Origin of the sequence: Gordonia amarae NBRC 15530 (assembly GCF_000241345.1) — a bacterium.
In the GTDB taxonomy this organism is placed as follows: domain Bacteria; phylum Actinomycetota; class Actinomycetes; order Mycobacteriales; family Mycobacteriaceae; genus Gordonia; species Gordonia amarae.
The window spans coordinates 42965-64713 of sequence record NZ_BAED01000051.1; the positions used below are offsets into that span (position 1 = coordinate 42965).

The window sequence follows — 21749 nt, forward strand, 5'->3', positions numbered from 1 at the left end:
GCTGAAACGAATTGGCGGATTTGCGCAGCCAAAGGCTACCTTCGATATGTGTCAGGAATCGCGGATTGGCTCGAAGGCCTGGTGGCCGACGTGCCGTCGTGGGCGGTGTACCTGATCGCCTGCGCCATCGTCTACGTGGAGACGGCGACCCTGGTGATGGGATTCATCTTGCCGTCCGCCGGTGTGGTGCTGGCCGCCGGTGTCGCGGCCGCGGTCGGACCCACCAACATCGGCTGGCTCGTCGTCGCGTTGTGTGTGGCGGCGTTTGCGGGCGATCTCACCGGCTACTGGATCGGCCGGGTCAGCGGACCGCGGATCATGTCGTCGAAAGCCGGCCGCAGATTCGGTGGTGAACGCTGGGTCAGGGCCCAGAACCGGGTCAACGACAGCGGCATGATCGCCGTCGCCACCGGACGCTGGCTCGGCTTCGTGCGCACCCTGATGCCGCCGGTCGCGGGCATCGTGCGGATGCGCGTGGCCAACTTCGTGATCGCCGACCTCGTCGGCGTGGTCACCTGGGGAACCACGATCCTGCTCGTCGGCTATTTCGCGGGCGCCAAGCTCGGTGCCACGTTGATGCTCTCCATCGGCGCGCTGATCATCGTGGGACTCGTCGCCTGGTGGGTGGTCAAGCGGTTCCGGCAACCGGCCGCGGCCCTGGCCGACGCCGTCGGAGAGCCGCCGCAGGAAACCCCGGTCAGTCACTGACGCCGGCGGTGGCCGCACCCAGATAGCGGTGCAGCAGTTCGCCGCCGGCCTGATCCGCCGGACCCGACCAGGCGACCGCGCCGCGCCGCAGGATCAGGCACTGATCGGCGAACGCGATCGCCTTGCCCGCGAACTGTTCGATCATGATGACCGCCACCCCGGAATCGAGCGCGGCCCGCAGACCGTCGAACACGGCGTCCACGAGCATCGGGGCCAGGCCCAGCGACATCTCGTCGGCGATCACCAGCTTCGGGTTGACCATCAGCGCCCGCGACAGCGACAGCATCTGCTGCTCGCCGCCTGACAGGGTGCCCGCGGTCTGCTTGCGGCGTGAGGCCAGGGCGGGGAAGTAGCCGAACGCCCGCTCGAAGGCCTCGGCCTGGTTGATCTTGTCGACGGACAGCGCCAGCCGCAGGTTCTCGTGAACGGTGAGACCGGGGAAGATGCCGCGTCCCTCGGGCAGGTGGACGAGCCCGGCGCGCCGGATCGCGGTGGCCGACGCACCCGTCAGATCCTGGCCGTCGAACCCGACCGTGCCGCCGGTCACCGGGATCAGCCCGGACAGGGCGCGCGCCAGCGTCGACTTGCCGGCACCGTTGGGTCCGAGGACCGCCACCGCGGACCGGGCCGGCACCTCGAACGACACCCCGAACAGTGCCTGCGCGGGACCGTATCCCGCGCTCAGTTCCTGAACGCGAAGCAGCGGTGTTCCGGTCATCGTGCCTTCTCCTGTGATGTGACGTCCTCGCCCAGGTACGCGGCGCGCACCGCGGGGTCGTTGCGGATCTCCTCGGGGGTACCGGCGGCGATCTTCACTCCGAAGTCGAGCACGTGGACCGAGTCACAGATCCGCAGCACCAACTCCACGTCGTGTTCGACGAACAGCAACGACACATCGCGGTCGGCCACCACCTGCTGCAACACGGCCGCCAGTTCGGCGGTCTCGGCCACGTCCAGGCCCGACGACGGTTCGTCGAGCAGCATCAGTGTCGGTTCCACCGCCAGCGCCCGGGCCACCTCCACGAGCCGGCAGGAACCGAGCGGCAGGTCGCCGATGGCGCGGTGCGCGATCGGGCCGAGGCCGAGGGTGTCGATGAGGTCGTCGACGCGGGCGGTCTCGTCGGCGGGTGGTCGGCGCAGGCCGCGGCCGGTGAACAGGTCGGTCCACAGGCGTGCCCGCGAATACCGGATCCGGTCGGCCAGAACGATGTGGTCGCGGACGGTCAGCGTCGAGAACAGTTCCGGGTGCTGGAAGGTGCGCGCCATCCCGAGACGGGCGCGGGTCCGCGCCGACGCCCGGGTGACGTCGGCGTCGTCGAACGTCACGGTGCCCGAGGTGGGGGTGAGCAGCCCCGACAGCACCCCGAACAGGGTGGACTTGCCGGCGCCGTTCGGCCCGACGAGCCCGACGATCGAGCGTTGCGGGACGTCGATCGACACGCTGTCGAGGGCGACGAGACCGCCGAAGCGCATGGTCACCTCGTGCGCGGACAGCCTGGATGATGCGCTCATGCCGATGTTCCTCCGGTCACCTTCTGCCCTCCGATTTCCTGGGTTGGCGACGGGGCGGTGTCCGCCGGATCCGGTGGCGGGGGACTGGGCCGCCGGAGCCTGGCCGCGAGACCGAGTGCGGCGTCACCGAACTGGGCGATGACACCCTCGGGGTTGCGGGCCACGGCGATGGCTCCGAGTCCGAACAGGATGGTGGGCACCTCGGCCAGATCCGAGGGCAGGTAGTTGTCGAAGATCGCGGGCATCAGATAGAACAGCACGCCGGCCACCAGCGCGGCGACGATCGACCGGGACCCGATGGTCACCAGGACCGCCAGCCACACCATCCCCAGAAAGGGGCTGAAACTCTCGGGCAGGGTCGACCCGAAGTTCATCGCGAGGAAACCGCCGCCCACGGCGGCGACGAAGGTGGCCGGTGCGGTCAGCAGCACCTTCACGGTGGCGATGCTCAGTCCGAGTGTGCGCGAACCGTTCTCGCTCCACCGCACGGCGCTGATCGCCAGACCGGTGGTGGAGCGGCGAAGGTTGAAGACTCCGAACGCGACCACCGCGAACACGGCCAGCGCGAGATAGGCGAAAGAGGTGCTGTCGGAGACGAAGTCGGGGCGCAACAGCGCCACACCCATGCCGTAGTTGGCGATGCTGTCGGTGGTGAACACCAGTGTGGTGATCAGCAGACCGAAGCTCAGCGTCACCAGTGCCACGTACAGGTCGCCGAGCCGGATGGTGATAATGCCGATGAGCACACCGACAGGGGTGACCACGACGGCCGCCGCCACAATGGCCAGGAGCGGGGACCAGCCCTGGTTGGTGGCCAGTTCGGCGGCGATGATCGCGCCGAGGCCCGCGAAGGTGATCTGGGACAGCCACACCATGCCGCCCTCACCGACGACCAGGGTGTACGAGAGCATCGCGATGGCCAGGCAGATACCGGCGGTGATCCGCGCCGTCCAGTACTCGTCGAGACCGGTGGGCAGGATCGCGATCACCACGAATACGATCGCGGCCGCGATGAACCCGGGCCTGCGCCACAGCGGCCGGTCGGAGAAGTCCCTTGTGCTGGAGATGTTCTCGTCGGCCTGAGTGCTGATGGCGCGGTCGAGGCCGCCGCTGCTGACCAGGTCGCCGGCCTGCCCGCGGAAGGCGTGATAGATCAGGAACAGCAGCATCAGCACGAACGGCACGCTCGGCACGAGTTTGGCGGCGACGTCGCTGTCGGCGTTGACGAACCTCTGCACCACGCCGGTGATCACACCGATCAGCAGCGCGACGCCGATCGCGACGCCGAGGTTGCGGAGCCGCGCGGCCACGACCGCGGCGAACGCGGTGGCCATCAGCCCGGTCATCGCCTCCGACGAGAGGCCGGCGGTGGGGGCGAGCAGGATGCCCGCGAGCCCGGCGAGCACACTGCTGGCCGCCCACACGCCGATCGAGACGCGTCCCGGGCTGATGCCGTTGAGTGCGGTCATTGCCTCCGAGTCGACCAGTGCCCGTACCTTGAGACCGACGGAGGTCAAGCGCAGCAACCCGATGCCGGTCGCCAGCACCACCAGCAGTCCGAGGTAGGTGGCGATCTGGTCACCGTTGATGGCGGTGTCGAACACGGTCACCACGCCGAGTGGCCGCGGCGCCAGGCCGGGGGCGGTGGGGTTGGTGAGCTTGCCGAAGATCAGGTTGACCAGCGGCGGCAGCGCCACCGACAGACCGATGGTCGCGACGAGCTTGACCAGCGTCGACCGCAGCCGCAGATGCCGGAACAGTACGGCGTACAGCGCGATCCCGAGCAGCGGGGCGAACACGCCCAGGCTCACGACCGCCGAGGCGAGGATGCCCCAGCTCTGCTCGGTGTTGAGGAAGTAGTAGCAGCGGGCCACCGTGTAGGCCATCGCGGCGAACGCCAGGTTGAAGATCCCGGACGCCACGTAGGTGATCACCAGCGATCCGGCGGCGATCGCGTAGATCGCGCCGAGCGACAGACCTACCAGGACATACGAGAGCACACGCACCCTCCAGGGCATCATCGACGGGCTTGTTCCGGACCGGGTCTGCCCGATGTGGGGGATTTCCGATCTCTGCATGTTAACGTGGCGGAAGACACAACAGTTGTCAACTCCGAAAGGGCAACAGTAAGGGTCTTCCAGAGTTGGGGGACGCTGGTTTTCCGATGTCGGAGCCGAGTGTTTCTGTGAAGGCTGGTGAGGGATTTTGCGAAAAACTGCTGTCCGGGCCGCGGGCGTTCTCGCCGCGGTGACGATGTTGGCGTCGGCGTGCGGTGGTGGCGACGACGAGGGTACGTCCGCGGGCGGGTCGGTGAAGGTCGGTCTGCTGATGTCGCAGAGCGGCCCGGCGAGTGCGGCGTTCAAGGGTGTTGATCAGGCGATGCAGGCGCGGTTCAAGGCGTACCAGGCTTCCGGCGGTCCCTGCTCGTCCACCCAGTTCAACCTGGTGACCGCCGACGACCAGTCCGGCCCCCAGGGGGCGCTGGCCGGTGCGCAGAAGCTGATCCAGCAGGACAAGGTGTACGCGATGGTCGGCATCTCGTCGTACTTCTTCGGTGCCGCCCAGTTCGTCACCACCGCGGGTAAGTCGACGCCGGTGATCGGCGGCGCGTTCGACGCCGCGCCGCAGTGGCTGCAGTCGGGCAACAACCTGTTCGCCGCCGCCCCCAAGGTGCCCGACTTCGACAAGACCTACGCGACCATCGGTGAGTACTGGAAGAAGATGGGCGTCACCAAGGTGGCGGCGGTGTCGTACGACACCGAATCCTCCCGTAAGGGCGCCGAGCAGATCCTGCGCTCAGCCGACAAGGCGGGCCTGCAACGCGGCCTGTTCTACGACAAGCTGGCACTCGGGTCCAGTGATGTCGGTTCGATTGTGCTGGGAATCAAGAACTCCGGTGCTCAGGCGGTGTTCCTGCCGGTGAATCCGGAGACCTCGATGGCCATCATCGCCGGACTCAAGCAGTCGGGTGTGCAGCTCAAGAGCGTGATGTCGGCGTCCGGCTACGGCGGCGACCTGCTGGCCTCGGCGCCGGCGGTGAAGGGTGCCCAGGGCATGACATTCATGCCACAGTTCAGCCCGGTTGAGCTGAACACCCCTGCCACGCAGAAGTATTCGGAGGCCCTCAAGAAGTACGCGGGGTCGGCCACCGGCATCCCCACCTTCGGTCAGACCTACGGCTGGTGGGCCGCGGACCTGTTGATCTACGGCCTGGAGAAGGCCGGTTGTGATGCGTCGCAGGCCGATTTCATGACCACGCTGCGCGCCGACGAGAACTGGGACGCGGGCGGCCTGTTCCCGCTCAAGCGCAGCTTCACCAAGATCTCACCCGACAAGGAGTGCTACTACCTGATCGATCTGCAGGGCAACGCGTTCGTGCCCCGCAAGGACGCCGAGCCCGTGTGCGGTGACGTGATCAAGTAGCAGTTCTCCGTTGGTGCCCGGATCGGCCTGCGGCTTCTACTTCAGGAAGTGGAAGTCGTAGGCCGATTCGGCGTGCTGGCCGTCGTCGATGCCGTCCGCCTCGTGCTGGCGGTCGGCCCGCAGACCGATGATGCGGTCGATGGCCACGGCCAGGAGCGCGGTCACGGCCATGGCGTACGCCATCACCGCGATGACGGCCACAGCCTGCCGCCAGAGCTGGTCGATGCCGCCGCCGTAGAACAGGCCGTCGACACCGGAGGGTGCCGAACCGCTGCCGACGAGACCGATCATCAGGGTTCCGACCACACCGCTGACGAAGTGAACGCCCACCACGTCGAGGGAGTCGTCGTAGCGCCAGCGGAACTTCAGTTCGATGGCCATGCAACTGATGGCTCCGGCTGCCACGCCGACCGCGAGTGCGCCCACGGGAGTGACCGCCGAACAGGACGGGGTGATCGCCACCAGCCCGGCCACCACGCCCGACGCCGCGCCGAACGACGTCGGATGCCCGTGCCGGATCTGTTCGACGACCAGCCACGCCACCATCGACGCCGCGCCCGCACCGAGGGTGTTGACGGCGATCAGCGCGGCGGACCCGTCGGCCGCGAGGGCCGACCCGGCGTTGAAACCGAACCAGCCGAACCACAGCAATCCCGCGCCGAGCATGACGTAGGGGAGGTTGTGCGGCCGCATCGGATCCTTCGGCCAGCCCCGCCGCCGGCCGATGATCAGGGCGAGCACCAACGCCGAAGCACCCGAGTTGATCTCGACGGCCGTACCGCCGGCGAAGTCGATTGCCCGCAGATGCGAGACGATCCAGCCGCCGTCCGCGGCGGTCAGTCCGGGAGCGCTGAACACCCAGTGCGCCACGGGCAGATACACGAGGACCGACCAGGCGGTGGCGAAGATGATCCACGACGCGAAGCGCATCCGGTCGGCCACGGCGCCGGCGATGAGGGCGACAGTCACCATCGCGAATCCGGCCTGGAAGGCGACGAACAGGATCGCCGGGATCTTTCCCACCAGCGGCGTGCCGTGCCCGCCGCCGTTCCCGTAGAGGTGTTCAAGCCCGGCGAAGCTGGTCAGATCACCGATCAAGCCGCCGTGATCCTCCCCGAACACCAGTGAGTATCCGAACGTCACCCACACGATCCACACGATCGGAATCGACGTCAGGCACATCATCATCATGTTGAGGACGCTCTTGGAGCGCACCATGCCGCCGTAGAAGAGGGCAAGTGCCGGCGTCATCAGCAAGACCAGCGCGAACGCCACCAGCATCCACGCGGTGTCGCCCCCGTCGGGGGTGCCATGCGCAGGGAACATTATCGTGTCCTTCCGTCGTTGCGGGCGACGAAAGTCTAGCCGCCGGGCGGCGGGTGCTCGACGGCAATCTGATGATGCCGCAACGATTTCCGGCATTTCGGGCACATGGTGACCTGGCCGGCCGGCAGGTCCCGACAGGTCGGCAGCGGGCCCCGGCCCTTCGGCCTCGCGCGGTGGCGTGCGGCTTGCCTGCCGTCACTTCACACAGTGGACAGCGCAGCCCTGTTCCGGGTGGCAGATTCGAGTTTTATTGTTCGCCTGAGGAATTCGATGGTCTCCTGGAATCCGGAAGGGTCTCCGATACGGAGGCCGTCGAGGATTGCAGGTATCGGGATACCGATGGTCCGGACCCGCACGCGGCGCGACCCGGACTCACCGGGCACGGTCAGTTCCATCAGCGTCGACACCGGATCGCCGGATTCGACGGGATGAATCAGGTAGGACGTGGGTATCGCGGTGAACCCCACATAGCATTGCGCGTACAGCAGCAGCTGGTAGGTGTCCGCGGGGGATACGTCGTTGCCACCGCAATAGCGCTTGTACTTGGCGTCGATGGCGACGGCGCTGAACCTGTCGGTGACGACGAGGTCGGGTGCGACCGATCGGCCCGAGTTCACTCCGTCGACGGTGATCAGTGACGGGTTGTGCCGTTGCGTTTCGATGAGCAGTCCGTCCGCCTCGAAGGCGTGCGACACCAGGCGTTCCACGAACCGCTCGAAGAGGGTGTTCATGTTGATCAGAAATGCGGTCGCGGACTGGGTGTTCGCTGAGCTGACGGCATCGACCTGGGCGAGCCGCAGCAGGGCCCGGCACCACGTGTGCACGCTGCGATACTGCTCGGTCCGGCGGCCGTACACGATTCGATGAGACAACAGTCGTGCCGTGTCGGGCAGGGTCGGCGCGAGTGCGGACAGGCGTTCGGCGAGGGCCGCGGCGCGTCGTCGCACACTCATCTCGGTGGCCGCGCGCCGGGCGGCGTTGACGCCGGCGAGGAGAAGATGATTTTCGATGTTGCGGTGGTCGAACTCGTCGAAGGTGCAGGCGAGCCGGTCGAGCTGGGCGAAATGTGTGGTGGCCTGGCGGTAGACATCGAGTCTTCCGCGAAGGTACGGCAGATCGTCGGCGTGCCCCCGATAGTCACGAACCAGCCCACGGGCGAACAGCACCTCCGTGGCGTGTACCACCAGGCGGCACAGGATCTGCAGCGCGTCCTCGTCCGGATCGGCGGACAGATCGCGCAGGAACCGGGGGAGGTGGTCGGGTGTCAGGCCCTCGGCCACCGCGAGCATGGTCAGGACGCCGAGGTTGTTTCCGGCGAGCTTGGGGATCACCCGGACGCTCAGATCGGAGGTTAGGTCGATGGTGCCGACCCACGATGACGCCTTGATCGCGACGCGTCCGCCCGCCAGCCACTCGACCCCCAGCCGGGCGCCGAGTTCCCGCGAAATCTGTTCCCGCCGTGGTGCGTCCGGTGCGGGCTGATCGTCAGCGAATGCTGTTGCGTACTCGGGCAGTTCAATCATTCGGCATCATCGGTCATTCGGCATCGTCGGTCTGAGCCTTGATCTCGTAGGCGGCCACCAGTGACGCCACGAGCAGGCTGTCGTCGTCGATCAGGGTGTGCAGTTGCTGCTCGCCGACGTCAACGATGTCGGGTCCCAGGAATTGGGCCAATGCGTTGTAGTCGTCGTAGACGATCTCCTGCAGCAGCGGAATGATGTCGGTGCGGATGATGTCACCGAAGTCTTCGGCGGACTCGATGGGCTTTCCGCCGTCGAGGAAGAATGAATGCCCGACCTGTCGTTCGCGCCCGGCGATTCGCGTTATTCGGCGGTTGAGTTCGATCAAGAACTGATCGAGCGGCAGATCGTCGATGACGGCGTTGGAGAGCACCTCCGGATCGGGCATGAGTTCGACGAAACCGAACCTGCGGCGCAGCGCGGCATCGAGGGACCGGATGCTCTGGTCGGCGGTGTTCATCGTCCCGAGCACGATGAGGTTGGGTGGGATCGACAGTGGCTCACCGGATGCCGGTAATGTGACCGTCTCGCCTCGTCTGCCACGCTCGATCACGGTCATCAACTCGCCGAAGACACGGGGTACGTCGGCCCGGTTGATCTCGTCGATGAGGATGACATAGCGCTGGTCGGGGTGCCGGTCCGCCTCGCGCGCAACGGTTTTCATGATTCCTGGCCGGAGTTCCAGAGTCAGTTCGGTGCTGCCCGACCGGGGCCGGAACCCTTCGATGAAGTCCTCGTAGGCGTAGGAGGCGTGGAAGGTCACCTCAGTCAGCCGGCTCATCGCGGCGGCACCACTCGGGACCGGCTCAGCCGGGCCGCCGGTGGGTGCCGAAGCATCGCCACCGAGCAACCAGCCGGCAAATCTCTTGGCGGCCCTGGTTTTTCCTGTTCCGGGTGGCCCGTAGAACACGATCTGGCCCTTGCGGTTCAGGATCTTGTTCCACCGGACGAAGTCGCCCTCGTCCTCGATGAGGTGTGCAAAGGCCTCTTTGGCCTGGTCGGTGGAGGCGTCGTCGGCCGGTGCGTCGTTGTCGGCGAAGATGGCCTCGAACTGGCTGACCGTCACCTTCGAGATCGTGGTGAACGCCCATTTCTTCACCGGTGTGGACAGTGTGCGTTCTTCGAGATCGTCCCACTTCATGGTGATCGTGTGTTTGTATTCGTCCCGTTCGGGGCGCCACTGATATCCGGGTGAGACAACGGTTCCGACCCCGGCGATCTGCGACGTCCCGCGGTTCGCGATCACCCTGTCGCCCTCCTTGATCTCCCGTAGACGCCATACCTCGGTGCCTTTGGCGGTGATCTTCGGCTTGGAATTGTTGTACTCGGCGGCGTAGTGGGCGGAAAACGCTTCGCGGAACTCCTCTTCCGTGTCGAACAGGGTCAGATCGCCCACATCGTCCCAGCCCACACAGATGTACCCGCCGTCGCGGCACTCCTCCCACAGTGAGGCCTGTGGCCCCGGGGCGATCTTCCAGATCTTGGGTGCGTGGTATCCCGGGGGCGGCGACCAGGCGTACAACAGTCCGATGAAGTCGAGCGGGTCCACGCCGGCGAGCCGCGGAAAGCTGCGCAGGTGTTCGAGGATCCGCCGGTTGACATCGATCGCATCCCCGGAATGGTCCAGGTCGAGTTCTTCGGCGAAGTGCACGAGATGGTTGTACGAGTAGATCGGCAGAACCTGATCGGGGAAGTAGAGGAACAGCGACTTGAGCCGGACTGTCTTGGCCCCACGGAGGATGTCGATCTCCGCGGTCTTGGCCCACTCGCCGGCCTGGGCGAGCTCAAACATCCGGACGAATCCGGTCCGGAGTCGCTGCCAGGCGTCATCGACCCCCGCGAAGCCGCTGGGGAAGGACCATTCGCCGTTCGCTCTGCGGAAGACGACGTGTTTGGTCGCGCTGCCACCCCGGATACTGCCCAAGTTGGGAGTGCCGAACTCCAGCTGGTGTGAGTATCCCGGGGTGCTCGCCCCCGTTCCGAGGGCGTAGTCGTCGAGTGTCATGTCCGGCCACCGCTCGAGGGGGAACCGTTCGAGGAAGGAGTCATGCTCGTCCTGCTGGGTGGCGCGAAGAGATTCGGGCCGCTCCACCAGTGCCTGTACTGATTCCTCGAATAGCAACGCTGCTCCTACCTGTCGACTAGGTTGCCGGAGCCCATCCTAGTTGTGGCCCTCTCATCTCCTTCGGCCCGGCTGAGAGCGAAGGCGGTCACCGCGATGAGTGCCGATGCCGCCATGACGACGGCCATCGGGGCGGCGGTGTCTTCGCCGCCGAGACCGACGAGCGGGGAGACAACGGCGGCCAGGCCGAACTGCAGGGCGCCCAGGACGGCCGACGCGCTGCCGGCCGCCGCCGGCACGGCGCCGAGGGCCAGAGCCGTCGCATTGCCAAGGATCAGGCCGAGCGAGGCGACGGTGACGAACAGTGGGACGCTCAGCCAGATGGGGTCGACGCCGGTGGCCACCAGGATGCCCACGGCGGCGACGCCGGCGGTCATCAGGCCGACGCCGGTGGCGAGCATGCCCCGCACCGAGTGGGTGGCGGTGAGCCGGGCGGCGATACCGCTGACGATCATCAGCGCGAAGGCGTTGCAGCCGAAGGCGATTCCGTACGCCATGCTGCTCAGGCCCATCATGTCCTGATAGACGAACGGCGAGGCGGAGATGTAGGCCATCATCACCGCGAACGAGAACCCGAAGGTCAGGGTGTAGGAGAGGAATTCGCGTGACCGGAGTGCCGCGTTCGGCGAACCACTCTGTTCCCGCAGGACTTTGAGTTCGGCACGGCGCAGGGCGGGGAAGGTCTCCCGGATACCGGCGACCACACATGCCAGCATGATCACGGCCAGGCCCAGGACGACTGTGAGGATGCCGCGCCAGCCGATCGGGTCCACCAGGAAGCCGCCGACCATGGGTGCGATGACAGGGGCGATGCCGCCGACGATCATCATCAGGCTGAACGCGCGCGCCGCGGCCTTGCCGTGCGCCACGTCGGAGATGATGGCGCGGCCGATCACCATGCCGGCGGCGCCGCCGATGCCCTGGACGAGCCGTGCGGCCACGAGTATCGCCACGTTGGGGGCGATCACGGCGGCGATGCTCGCGACCACGCACAGCACGGCGCCGATCAGCAGCGGCCGCAGCCGGCCGAACCGGTCCGACAGCGGTCCGAAGATCAACTGCCCGATGGTGATTCCCACGAGAAACGCGGTGAGCGTGAGCTGCACCGCCGACGTTGAGGTGGACAGGTCCTCGGACATCGCCGGGAATGCGGGCAGGTAGAGGTCGATCGAGAGCGGGGCGACCGCGGACAGTAGGGCGAGGATCACGAGCAGCTTGTTGCCCATGGTGCCGGTGCCGACGGCAGCGGAGTGTGGCGTATCGGTCGTCGACGCGGGTGGTGCCTGTTTCATGTGGTTGTTCCTCTAACTATTATCGGTATATAATTATGAAACCATAACTAATGGACTCGTGTAAAGCCCGACTGATGTGAGTCCCAGACATTTGTAGAGTCCCGGAGGTGGCGATGTCCGACACGAATACACCCGATCCCGTACTCGTCGAACTGGCCGACGCGATCCTGCGGGTGGCCAGGGAACTGGAGTCGCATTCCGTCACCGGGGCAGGTCTGAAGACACTCACCGGCACCGAGGCGACGGTGCTGCGGTGGGTGCACCGCAACCCCGGATGCTCGCCGAGTGCGGCGGCCGAGGCAACCGGGTTGCAGCGCAGCAACCTCAGTACGGCCCTGCGCGGCCTGACGGCGAAGGGGCTGGTCGAGCGCCACCGCGACGCCACCGACTCCCGTCAGGTCAGCCTGGATGTGACGGACTCTGCGAGGGAAGGTATCGCCGCACTCAACGCCACCTGGTCGCAGATCATGGCCGATGCGCTCGGTGCCCAGTCGGGGCAGGCGGTTGCGGCGGTCACCGTCCTCGGACTCATCGACGACTATCTGCGCCGGGAGCGGTGAGCTCCCGGCGCTATGTGGCTACTTGGTGACCCCGGCGGAGGAGATGCGCTGCGTGCGGTTATACAGCCAGGCGAGTGAGCCGGCGAAGACGATCACGCCGAGCGTCTGAGCCCACTTGTCGAATCCGTCGCCCACGATCTGCAGCACGCTGTCGTCACTGGTGGCGGCGACGATTCCGGCGAACACCACACCGAAGAGTGCCTCACCGACGATAAGGCCGGTGGCCAGCAGCGTGCCCATCCGCTTCTTGTGTTCGACGTTGCCGCCGGAGCGTTCGGCCCACTTGTTGTAGAACGCGCCGAGGAACGCGCCGACCGGGATGATCAGCGTCACCGACATCGGCAGGTACATGCCCATGCCGACGGCCAGCGGGGGTAGGCGGTACTTCGTTGTGCGCGTGAGCACTTCGTCGATCACGATGATCACTGCTCCGATGATGGCGCCGACACCGATCAGGCCCCAGTCCAGGTCGCCGCCGAGGACTCCCTGGGTCAGATCCTTGAGCAGGCCCGCCTGCGGGGCGGCCAGCGAATCCTTCGTTTCGCCGGGGGCGCCGACGAAACCGAAGGCGTCGTACATGAGGCCGAGGATCGGGGGGATGACCGCGGACCCGAACAGCACGCCGATCACCAACGCCACCTGCTGCTTCCACGGGGTGGCGCCGACGAGTTGGCCGGTCTTGAGGTCCTGCAGGTTGTCGTTGGAGATGGTCGCCACACCGAACACGATGGCGGCGGTGAACAGGGTAAACGCGACGAGTGCCTGCACGTGCGAGTCGTCGGTGTCACCGAAAGTTCCCTTGATGAGGATCGCCGCGATCAGCACCACCAGGATGCCCACACCCGAGATAGGGCTGTTGGACGATCCGATGAGACCGGCCATGTAACCGCAGACCGCCGCCACCGCCAAACCGATGATGAAGACGAAAAGGACGCTCACCGTGATGATTCCGGCGGAGCTGCCGTTCAGGACGGTATCGTGCGCGAAATCCCACAGCATGAACGCGATCGGAATGAGCAGCACGAGGATGGTGCCACCGACGATGGTCACCGGGATGTCGCGCTCGGTGACGTCAACCGCGGTGCCTTCACGTCGGGCGCGGGTCGACTGCATCGCCGAGGTGATGCCCCTGACGATTGGGCCCATGATCTTCAGCAGCGTCCAGATGGCGGCGATGGCGATGGCACCGGCGCCGATGAGCCGTACCTCGTGGCTGAACACCGACCCGATGACGTCGGACAGCAGATCGCCCGGGGCGGCCTTGTCCTGCGACTTGATGGGCAGCAGCACCGCGTAGGAGATGAGCAGGCCCACCAGCATCGCGACACCCACGGCCACGCCGACGAGGTGGCCGATACCGATGAGCGACATCAGGATTCCCGCGTTGAACAGGGTGCCGCCGGTGCCGATCTTGAGGGTCCCCGACACGGTGTCGCTGATGACCTTGAGCTTGGTGAGCAGCGAATACACCGCCGACGCCACGGCACCGAGGACGATCACCCGCAGGCCGGCCTTGTTCTCCTCGGCGCCGGTCGACGAGTCGCCGACCTTCAGCACCTCGGCCGCCGCAACGCCTTCCGGATACGGCAGGTCTGATCCGGTGACCAGGGCCCGCCGTAGTGGGATCGAGTACATGACGCCGAGGATGCCGCCGATCGCGCAGACTGCGACCGTTGTCCAGTACGGGAATCCCGACCACCAGCCGATCATCACCAGACCGGGGATCACGAAGATGATCGCCGACAAGGTGCCCGCGGCCGACGCGATGGTCTGCACGATGTTGTTCTCGATGACCGAGTGGTCGGCGAAGTAGCGCAGGATGGCCATCGACACCACCGCCGCCGGAATGGCGGTGGCGAAGGTCAGGCCCACGCGCAGACCGAGGTAGACGTTGGCCGCTGTGAAGACCAGGGTGATCACACCGCCGAGAATGATTCCCCGGAGCGTCATCTCCTTGACGGTTGTCGTGCCGGTGGTTCCGGTTGAGGACATGGGCGTCCATCCTTCAGGCTCTCGGGGCCGGGTCGCGGCCGGTAGGTGAGGCACTGCTTTGTTACGAGTCCTCACCTTAGGGCCGGCAGCGCGTGAGCGTGCGGCAAACAAGACGCAGAAAAATGGGAGCCGCCCACCCAGGCGGCTCCCATTTCCGATTTGTCCGAATGGCTACAGCGAGTGCTTTCCGGCGCCGGCCATCGTCGGCGGCGGGTCGAGCGGACGCAGCGCCCACGCACCGCCGCCGGTCAGTTCCAGCAGCTGGGTGTGGTGCTGGTCGGTGGTGCTGCGGTGGCTCACCGACACCAGCACGGTGTCGGGCAGCTCACGCCGGATCAGCGCGTACAACTCGAACTCCAGGCCCTCGTCGATCGCCGAGGTCGCCTCGTCGAGGAATGCGACGTCGGGCCGGTTCAGCAGGATGCGGGCGAACGCGACGCGCTGCTGCTCACCGGGGGACAGGACCGCCGCCCAATCGGCCTCCTCGTCGAGCCTGCCGACCAGATGTGCCAGAAAGACCCGTTCGAGCGCGGCGCGGATCGCGTCGTCACCCACCGTTTCCGGCGGTGCCGGGTAGCTGACGGCGGTGCGCAGATCGGACAGCGGGATGTACGGGATCTGCGACAGGAACAGGGTTGATGCGCCGGGGCGGGCGAACTCGCCCTCGACGAACGGCCACAGCCCGGCCAGGCCGCGCAGCAGGGTCGTCTTGCCCGAACCGGAACGTCCCTTGATCACGAGCGCGTCGCCGGGATGCAGCGACAGGGTCAGGTCGCGGACCAGTTCCACGCCGTCGGGGGTGGACGCGGTGACCTTGTTCAGGGTGACGCCGTGTTCCTGTTCGATGGTGACGATCTGGGGGAGTTCCCGCGAATCGTGGTTGGCCTGTTCGAGGCCGTCGAGCCGGTAGAGGGACGCGCGCAGATCGGCGAACGCGTCGTAGGACTCACGGAAGAACGACAGTGAGTCGTGCACGTTTCCGAACGCCGACGCCGTCTGCGTCATCTCGCCGAGACCGATCTCGCTGGCGAAGAACCGCGGTGCCTGAATGATGTAGGCGAAGACCGCCGACGCCTGGCCCACGACGAAGTTCCAGCCGTTGAACTTCAGGGAGCGGAACACGACCTGCCAGAAGTTGACGACGATGGCTCCGAACCGGTCCAGCAGTCCGCGCTGCTCGGTGTCGGCGCCGCGGTACAGCGCGACCTTCTCGGCACCGTCACGCAGCCGGACCAGTGAGTAACGGAAGTTGGCGGCGAGACGCTCACGCAGGAAGTACAACTTGATCAACGGGTGGCCGAGCCAGAATGCGACCACCGTCGACACCAGCACGAACAGGTACACCAGCCACACCATGGCGCGGGGCACCTCGGTGCCGAAGATGTCCATCGGCCCGGACAGGTCCCACAGGATCAGGGTGAACGAACAGATGGTGATGATCGCCGGGATCACGCCGTTGGTCGACGATCCGCCGTAACCGAACACCAGCTGACGGCTCGACGACGCCACGTTGGCGATGTCGATCTCGATGCGCTGGTCGGGGTTGTCGACGCCGGGCTGGATCCTGGCGTCTTTGCCTTCGATGCCGGTGTGCACGAATCGGTTGCGGTAGAACGCGAGCCCGGACAGCCAGTCGCCGGTGACCCGTTCGACCATGAACGCGCGCAGCCTGATCTCGAACATGCTGCCCAGATACAGTTCGATGAGCGTGCGGACCACGTGGATGGTGGCCAGCAGGCCGAACAGCCACAGCGAGTTCCAGAACATCTCCTCGGCCTTGTCGAGGGTTGCCCCGTCCTTGTTGGACATCGCCTCGGCCGCGCCCTGTAGCGCGTTGAACATATCGCGGCCCTGGTAGGACAGCACGACGGTAAGTCGCACACCGATGAGCATGAGCAGCATCAGCACCACCACCAGCACCCAAGCGCCCACCCGGGTGTCGCGGTCGGTGAAGAATCCGCCGGCGGCCCGCCAATACTGGCGGCCCCAGAGGGTCACCCGCGACAACACAAAACCTGCCAACAGAAGGCCGACCATCGAGTAGCCGAACATCGTCAAGATCCACCGGATCGACGTCAGCAGCTCGTTCCCCCAGTCGATGCTGTATTCCACGCGTTCCCTATCTATGAGGTCGGTAGTTGGCGGGAATCTTAACCCGCGTCAACAGACATCCGCCCGCTATGGGGTGTTCGGGACCGGGAGCGTCGCAGGGGCCGTGAAACGACCGATGCCGTCGACATCGTGTTCACGACGTCGACGGCATCGGCGGGCTGCAGAGAAAAGTCTTTGGGTCATAGTGCGTTGAAGGCTCTGTGCTGGGCTTTCACCGCGTTGTTGCACCGAGAATAGAGCCCGATGTCCGAGTCCGCCAGCAAGCCAAGTCTTACCTAAGTTTCTGTCTGTCTTCGCGGGCCGTCGAGATCCGGTACTGTGCGCGCACCTCTCCTCGCCCGCCTCATTCCTGCGCGGGTTCCAGGCTGACCACGGCCGCGGTGTCCAATTCCTGTCGCGAGGTGTCCTTGAGGTCCACGCCGGAGCGGCCCAGGGATCGTGCTCCGGCGACCAGGGCGGCGGTGACACCCGCCGCCGCCGCGTAGCCGAGTCCGTCCGGCGGGTGGATGTTGGAGATGCAGTTGCGGTCGGCGTCGGTGCGGCCCACCTGCGGCCGGTGCGTCAGGTAGATGCCGAGGCTGTCGGCGACGGACAGGCCGGGACGCTCACCGATGATCACGATCATCGTCGTCACGCCGAGAGCGGCTCCGATGTGATCGCCGAGGGCCACCCGCGCCTGTGTGGCGATGACGGGCGGCGCGATGGTGTACCGGCCGTCGAACGCTTCGACCAGTGCCTTCACCATCCCGTGGGCGTGATCGACGAGCGCCCGCGGCGACAGCCCGTCGGCCAGGACGATGCCTATGTCGGTGGCGGCCTCGGGCAGTTCGGTGCCCGCCGCGGGCTGCCGGCCCAGGTCGGGGCGGCGCAGGTATTCGCCGCGGGAGCGGGCCTGGCTGGCCACCCGCAGTGGTTCACCCAGCCCGAGGTCGGTCAGCGTCGCGGCGAACGCATCCGCGTCGAGCGGATCGTGGACGGCGTCGCGGGCGGCGGCGTGTGCGGCCGCGAACTCGAGCACCCGGGTGGTGGGCAGTGAATTGCCGGCGCGGCCGAGCCCGATCCGGGCTTGGGTGGTCAGCCGCAGGTCAGCCCACACGTCGTGTGCGGGGCTGTTCCCGCCCTGCGCGCTCATGGCGCCGCCGTCAGTGCGAGCAGGGGCGAGGTCGCCGGGTCGACCGGCAGAATGCGCCCGTCGGCATCGGCCATGCCCAGACCTGCAAGCCACTCCTCGAACTCCGGCGCGGGCCGCAGGCTGAGTGCCTGACGCACGTACAGCGCGTCGTGGAAGGACAGGCTCTGATAGCCGAGCATCACGTCGTCGGCGCCCGGCACGGCGATCACGAACGCCGCCCCGGCCACCCCGAGCAGGGTGAGCAGGGTGTCCATGTCGTCCTGATCGGCTTCGGCGTGGTTGGTGTAGCAGACGTCCACGCCCATCGGCAGGCCGAGCAGTTTGCCGCAGAAGTGATCCTCCAAACCCGCGCGGATGATCTGCTTGCCGTCGTAGAGGTACTCGGGACCAATGAACCCGACGACCGTGTTGATCAGCAACGGTTCCAGCGCCCGGGCGAGTCCGTAGGCGCGGGTTTCCAGGGTCTGCTGGTCGACGGGTTTGCCCCCGGTGCCCAGGTGCGCGCCCGCCGACAGCGCCGACCCCTGACCGGTCTCCAGGTACATCACGTTGTCGCCGACGGTGCCGCGTTTCAGCGATCGCCCGGCCTCGTTGGCCTCCAGCAGCATCGGCACGGTCACCCCGAAACTGCTGTTGGCCGGTTCGGTGCCGGCGATCGACTGGAACACCAGATCCACCGGCACACCGCGGGAGATGAGGTCGACGGTGGTGGTGACGTGGGAGAGGACACACGACTGCATCGGGATCGAGAAGCGTTGCCGGATGTCGTCGAGCAGATGCAGCAGATCGGCTGTGGCATGCGGTGAATCGGTGGCCGGGTTGATACCGATCACGGCGTCGCCGCAACCCATCAGGAGTCCGTCGAGGGTGGCGGCGGCGATACCGCGCGGATCGTCGGTGGGATGGTTGGGCTGTAGCCGGGTCGCGATCCGGCCGGGGAGACCGATCGTGGTGCGGAACGCCGAACGCACCCGCGCCGCCGACGCCACCAGGATCAGATCCTGATTGCGCATGAGTTTGCTTGTCGCCGCGACCATTTCGGGTGTCAGGCCGGGGGCGACGGCGCTGTACCGGGAAGCTGCGTCATCGAGCGTGGCCGTTTCCAGCAGCCAGTCGCGGAAACCGCCGACCGTCAGATGTGAGACGGGTGCGAATGCCTCGCGGTCGTGGGTGTCGATGATCAGCCGCGTCACCTCGTCGGTTTCGTACGGCACCACCAGTTCCGCGAGGAACGTTGTCAGCGGCACGTCCGCCAATTGCCATGCGGCGGCAGCCCGTTCGGCGTCGGAGGTGGCGGCGCAGCCGGCGAGCTGATCCCCGGACCGCAGCGGCGTGGCCTTGGCCATGAGTTCGACGAGCCCGTCGAACTCATAGGTGGTTCCTGAGATGGTCTGCGTGAACCTCACCGCACGTCTTCCTCTGCCTCTGCCAGCGCGGCGAACTCCTCGTCGGGGGAGTTGGCGACGAGCCGGTGCCGCGAGTACAGCCCGAAGTACAGCATGAACGCCGCGAACACCACCAGACACCAACTGGCCGCCTTGACGTCGACGAGGAAGGTGGCGATGACCGCGATGACGGCGACGACCAGCGCGAATCCGGTGGTGACGACGCCGCCGGGGGTGCGGTACGGGCGGGGCATCTCCGGTTCGCGGATGCGGAGCACGATGTGGCTCACCATCATCAGAACGTAACTCAGGGCGGCGCCGAACACGGCCATGTTCAGCAGCAGGGCACCCTGGCCGGTCAGCGACAGCACGAACCCGATGATGCCGGGCACGATCAGCGCCAGCGTGGGAGCTTTGCGGCTGTTGGTGACCGACAGCACGGGCGGCAGATAGCCGGCGCGGGACAGCGCGAACAACTGCCGCGAGTAGGCGTAGATGATGGAGAAGAAGCTCGCGATGAGACCGGCGAGACCGATGTAGTTGACGATCTTGGCCGCGGTTCCGTCGCCGAGCGCCTCCACCAGCGGGTTGCCCGATTCGGACATCTCCGATGCCCCACCGGCTGCCGTGGTCAGGATGAGCACGGTGACGCAGGAGATCAGCAGCACCGAGATGGCGGCAATGATGCCCCGCGGCACGTTCTTCTCCGGGTTCGCCGTCTCCTCGGCGGCCAGCGGCACACCTTCGACAGCGAGGAAGAACCAGATCGCGAACGGGATCGCCGACCAGATGCCCATGTAGCCGGACGGCAGGAAATCCGAGGCGCCGGCGGCGTCGCCGGGGTCTATGTTGGTGAGGTTTCCGGCGTCGAAATGGGTGAGGGCGGCGATCGCGAAGATCACCAGACCCACCAGGGCGATGGCGGTGATCACAAACATCACCTTGAGCGCCTCACCCACACCACCGAGGTGGATGCCGATGAAGAATGCATACGCCACCAGATACACCCACCAGCCGTCGGTGATCCCGAACAGGTCGAGTGATTCGACGTAGGCGCCGATGAACGTGGCGATAGCTGCCGGGGCGATCGAGTACTCGATGAGAATGGCCGTGCCGGTGGCGAATCCACCCCAGGGGCCGAGGGCGCGCCGGGCGAAGGTGTACCCGCCGCCGGCGGCGGGCAGTGACGACGAGAGTTCGGCCATGCCGAGCACGAGGGCGAGATACATGGCGGCGATGACGATGGCGGCGATCGCCAGACCGCCGAATCCGCCTTCGGCGAGACCGAAGTTCCAGCCGGAGTAGTCGCCGGAGATCACATAGCTGACGCCGAGACCGGCGAGCAGCAACCAGCCGGCGCTACCACTCTTGAGCTGGCGTTTCTTGAGGTAGTCCGATGATTCGTCGTGGCTGTCGACGCCACCGGCGAGATGGTGTTCATGTTCGGGGAGCGTCATGGCCGCCTCCGCAGTCTCTCTCGTGGGTTCCCGACCCGGGTGCACGAAAGTGTATGGCCGCCCGGACCGCTCCGCAGCGCGAGGATTTCGTGGCGGGCGTCGACTTTTCAACGGTGGCTAGGCGCCCTAGAAGGGCGGTGGTCCGTGGTCGGTGAAATCGACTGTGTGGTGGGCGCGGCGGTATCCCGGGCCGATGGCGCGGTCGGTGCGGTTGAGTTCGCGTTCGTGGCGGCGGCGAGCGTGTGTGGCCGCGGTGCGCGTGCGATCGCGCATCGGTTGGTCGATGACGCGCTGCGGCGCGCGAGTGGCGGGCGGCGTGAAACGGACACGCTTCAGCCCAGGGAAAAGTGCGGTGTTGTCTTCGGGTGGCCCGTCGATCCGGATCCCCTCGGGCGTGTACCAGACTGAGACGATGCGGCCGTCGGCGTCGAGATATTGGTCGTCCACCCAGTTCGAGAATGACTTGAGGAGGTGGTGGAAGCGGCATTTGCCGTTGAGCCCCAATGGGTCAGTCCTGCCACCTCGGTCTGGATTCTGATGGTCGTATTCGGTGACGTGATCGAGATCGACCGACCAGGCGGGCGTTTCGCATCCCGGTACGGTGCAATAGCCATCGCGGATCCGGACGAATGCATCGAGCGCCCGTGATGGACGGTACGGGTCCGACGGCAGATGAGACGGCAGCCGAGGGTCGCTGGATTCGTCGGGTTGCGGGGTACCGGGCCTGGTCAATTGCGGTTCCGGAATCTCACTCGGTGCGTGCATCTGCTGATTGAATTGCGAGGCGCGCAGGCGGCGAGCCTCGAAATCCGGCGAGCCGGCACTATCGGCACGGACGACCTCGGGAGTCGTTCCGATCGATGCGCCGCCGGCCGCGGCTCGCGGTGTGAACTGGCGACGATCCGTGCGTTGGGGGTCGGTCGAGTCTCCGCTCACCGACTCCCTCGCGGTGGATACCAGGGGCCGAACCCGCGTGTGGGATTGGGCGGCGATCTCTCGGGCATGGTCGGCGCCGATGACGCCGTAGCCATCCATGAAACCGGGGTTGTCAGCGGTGCCGTCGAGCGTGGATTCGTCGCACACGACGTGAATGACTATGCGTGCCTGCAAGTCCGGGAGCACCCGGGCATCCGGGACGACCGCGGGGCAGTCGGCCGACCCGCATTCGCAGGCGAACCGCTGCCCGGTGAGCAGGGCGAACAAGGCAT

16 protein-coding genes are annotated in these 21749 nt (G+C 66.5%); 3 read left to right on the top strand and 13 right to left on the bottom strand.

Annotated features, from left to right (window positions below):
* Positions 1-48: 48 nt before the first annotated feature.
* Positions 49-708 (top strand): DedA family protein, encoded by a 660-nt coding sequence (locus tag GOAMR_RS14705; RefSeq protein ID WP_005189297.1) that lies wholly within the window; start codon positions 49-51, stop codon positions 706-708.
* Here GOAMR_RS14705 and GOAMR_RS14710 read toward each other — a convergent pair.
* The 3 genes from GOAMR_RS14710 to GOAMR_RS14720 are packed head-to-tail and all read right to left on the bottom strand — an operon-like array spanning position 698 to position 4220.
* The gene (locus tag GOAMR_RS14710; protein WP_005189300.1) at positions 698-1426 is read right to left on the bottom strand and encodes an ABC transporter ATP-binding protein; all 729 of its coding nucleotides are present in this window, start codon (positions 1424-1426) and stop codon (positions 698-700) included. The two genes, GOAMR_RS14705 and GOAMR_RS14710, sit on opposite strands and share 11 nt — an antisense overlap.
* Entirely contained in the window at positions 1423-2220 is a 798-nt protein-coding gene (locus GOAMR_RS14715) for an ABC transporter ATP-binding protein (RefSeq protein WP_005189303.1), read from the bottom strand. The genes GOAMR_RS14710 and GOAMR_RS14715 overlap by 4 nt, the downstream gene beginning before the upstream one ends.
* The gene (locus GOAMR_RS14720; RefSeq protein WP_005189305.1) at positions 2217-4220 is read right to left on the bottom strand and encodes an ABC transporter permease; all 2004 of its coding nucleotides are present in this window, start codon (positions 4218-4220) and stop codon (positions 2217-2219) included. The genes GOAMR_RS14715 and GOAMR_RS14720 overlap by 4 nt, the downstream gene beginning before the upstream one ends.
* Positions 4221-4425: 205 nt before the next feature.
* Between GOAMR_RS14720 and GOAMR_RS14725 the strand changes: the two genes are divergently transcribed.
* Complete coding sequence (locus GOAMR_RS14725; RefSeq protein ID WP_138943750.1) at positions 4426-5643, top strand: ABC transporter substrate-binding protein; 1218 nt, start codon at positions 4426-4428, stop codon at positions 5641-5643.
* A gap of 36 nt (positions 5644-5679) precedes the next feature.
* On the opposite strand, the gene GOAMR_RS14730 is transcribed toward GOAMR_RS14725, so the two are convergent.
* From GOAMR_RS14730 to GOAMR_RS14745, 4 genes are all read right to left on the bottom strand, one after another.
* Positions 5680-6969, bottom strand: coding sequence for an ammonium transporter (locus tag GOAMR_RS14730; protein ID WP_005189315.1), 1290 nt, complete (start codon positions 6967-6969; stop codon positions 5680-5682).
* 200 nt (positions 6970-7169) lie between these two features.
* Positions 7170-8492 carry an McrC family protein gene (locus GOAMR_RS14735; RefSeq protein ID WP_005189318.1) on the bottom strand — a complete coding sequence of 441 codons (1323 nt, stop codon included), beginning with the start codon at positions 8490-8492 and terminating at the stop codon, positions 7170-7172.
* A gap of 13 nt (positions 8493-8505) precedes the next feature.
* On the bottom strand, positions 8506-10611 hold the full coding sequence (locus GOAMR_RS14740; RefSeq protein WP_005189322.1) for an McrB family protein: 2106 nt from the start codon (positions 10609-10611) through the stop codon (positions 8506-8508).
* 8 nt (positions 10612-10619) lie between these two features.
* Entirely contained in the window at positions 10620-11903 is a 1284-nt protein-coding gene (locus GOAMR_RS14745; protein WP_005189325.1) for a multidrug effflux MFS transporter, read from the bottom strand.
* 113 nt (positions 11904-12016) lie between these two features.
* On the opposite strand from GOAMR_RS14745, the gene GOAMR_RS14750 reads away from it, so the two are divergent.
* Positions 12017-12463, top strand: a complete 447-nt coding sequence (locus tag GOAMR_RS14750; RefSeq protein ID WP_005189328.1) for a MarR family winged helix-turn-helix transcriptional regulator — start codon at positions 12017-12019, stop codon at positions 12461-12463.
* A gap of 18 nt (positions 12464-12481) precedes the next feature.
* Here the strand turns inward: GOAMR_RS14750 and GOAMR_RS14755 are convergent, their stop codons facing one another.
* The 6 genes from GOAMR_RS14755 to GOAMR_RS14780 all read right to left on the bottom strand — a co-directional run.
* Complete coding sequence (locus GOAMR_RS14755; RefSeq protein WP_005189330.1) at positions 12482-14455, bottom strand: OPT family oligopeptide transporter; 1974 nt, start codon at positions 14453-14455, stop codon at positions 12482-12484.
* A 171-nt stretch (positions 14456-14626) separates the two neighbouring features.
* Positions 14627-16567 carry an ABC transporter ATP-binding protein/permease gene (locus GOAMR_RS14760; RefSeq protein ID WP_005189332.1) on the bottom strand — a complete coding sequence of 647 codons (1941 nt, stop codon included), beginning with the start codon at positions 16565-16567 and terminating at the stop codon, positions 14627-14629.
* A 343-nt stretch (positions 16568-16910) separates the two neighbouring features.
* Positions 16911-17699 carry an ethanolamine ammonia-lyase subunit EutC gene (gene eutC, locus GOAMR_RS14765; protein WP_005189334.1) on the bottom strand — a complete coding sequence of 263 codons (789 nt, stop codon included), beginning with the start codon at positions 17697-17699 and terminating at the stop codon, positions 16911-16913.
* On the bottom strand, positions 17696-19105 hold the full coding sequence (locus GOAMR_RS14770; RefSeq protein WP_005189335.1) for an ethanolamine ammonia-lyase subunit EutB: 1410 nt from the start codon (positions 19103-19105) through the stop codon (positions 17696-17698). The genes eutC and GOAMR_RS14770 overlap by 4 nt, the downstream gene beginning before the upstream one ends.
* On the bottom strand, positions 19102-20541 hold the full coding sequence (gene eat / locus GOAMR_RS14775) for an ethanolamine permease (protein ID WP_005189338.1): 1440 nt from the start codon (positions 20539-20541) through the stop codon (positions 19102-19104). Before eat ends, GOAMR_RS14770 begins: the two co-directional genes overlap by 4 nt.
* A gap of 126 nt (positions 20542-20667) precedes the next feature.
* Positions 20668-21749, bottom strand: a 1082-nt coding sequence (locus GOAMR_RS14780) for a DUF222 domain-containing protein (protein WP_005189340.1), incomplete at its 5' end; no start/stop codon positions are given.

What these genes read in the sequence shown, in the direction of transcription:
- GOAMR_RS14745 (WP_005189325.1), bottom strand. Translation starts at nt 11,903, where the DNA reads ATGAAACAGGCACCACCCGCGTCGACGACCGATACGCCACACTCCGCT.
- eat (WP_005189338.1), bottom strand. Translation starts at nt 20,541, where the DNA reads ATGACGCTCCCCGAACATGAACACCATCTCGCCGGTGGCGTCGACAGC.
- GOAMR_RS14730 (WP_005189315.1), bottom strand. Translation starts at nt 6,969, where the DNA reads ATGTTCCCTGCGCATGGCACCCCCGACGGGGGCGACACCGCGTGGATG.
- GOAMR_RS14715 (WP_005189303.1), bottom strand. Translation starts at nt 2,220, where the DNA reads ATGAGCGCATCATCCAGGCTGTCCGCGCACGAGGTGACCATGCGCTTC.
- GOAMR_RS14735 (WP_005189318.1), bottom strand. Translation starts at nt 8,492, where the DNA reads ATGATTGAACTGCCCGAGTACGCAACAGCATTCGCTGACGATCAGCCC.
- GOAMR_RS14755 (WP_005189330.1), bottom strand. Translation starts at nt 14,455, where the DNA reads ATGTCCTCAACCGGAACCACCGGCACGACAACCGTCAAGGAGATGACG.
- GOAMR_RS14750 (WP_005189328.1), top strand. Translation starts at nt 12,017, where the DNA reads ATGTCCGACACGAATACACCCGATCCCGTACTCGTCGAACTGGCCGAC.
- eutC (WP_005189334.1), bottom strand. Translation starts at nt 17,699, where the DNA reads ATGAGCGCGCAGGGCGGGAACAGCCCCGCACACGACGTGTGGGCTGAC.
- GOAMR_RS14710 (WP_005189300.1), bottom strand. Translation starts at nt 1,426, where the DNA reads ATGACCGGAACACCGCTGCTTCGCGTTCAGGAACTGAGCGCGGGATAC.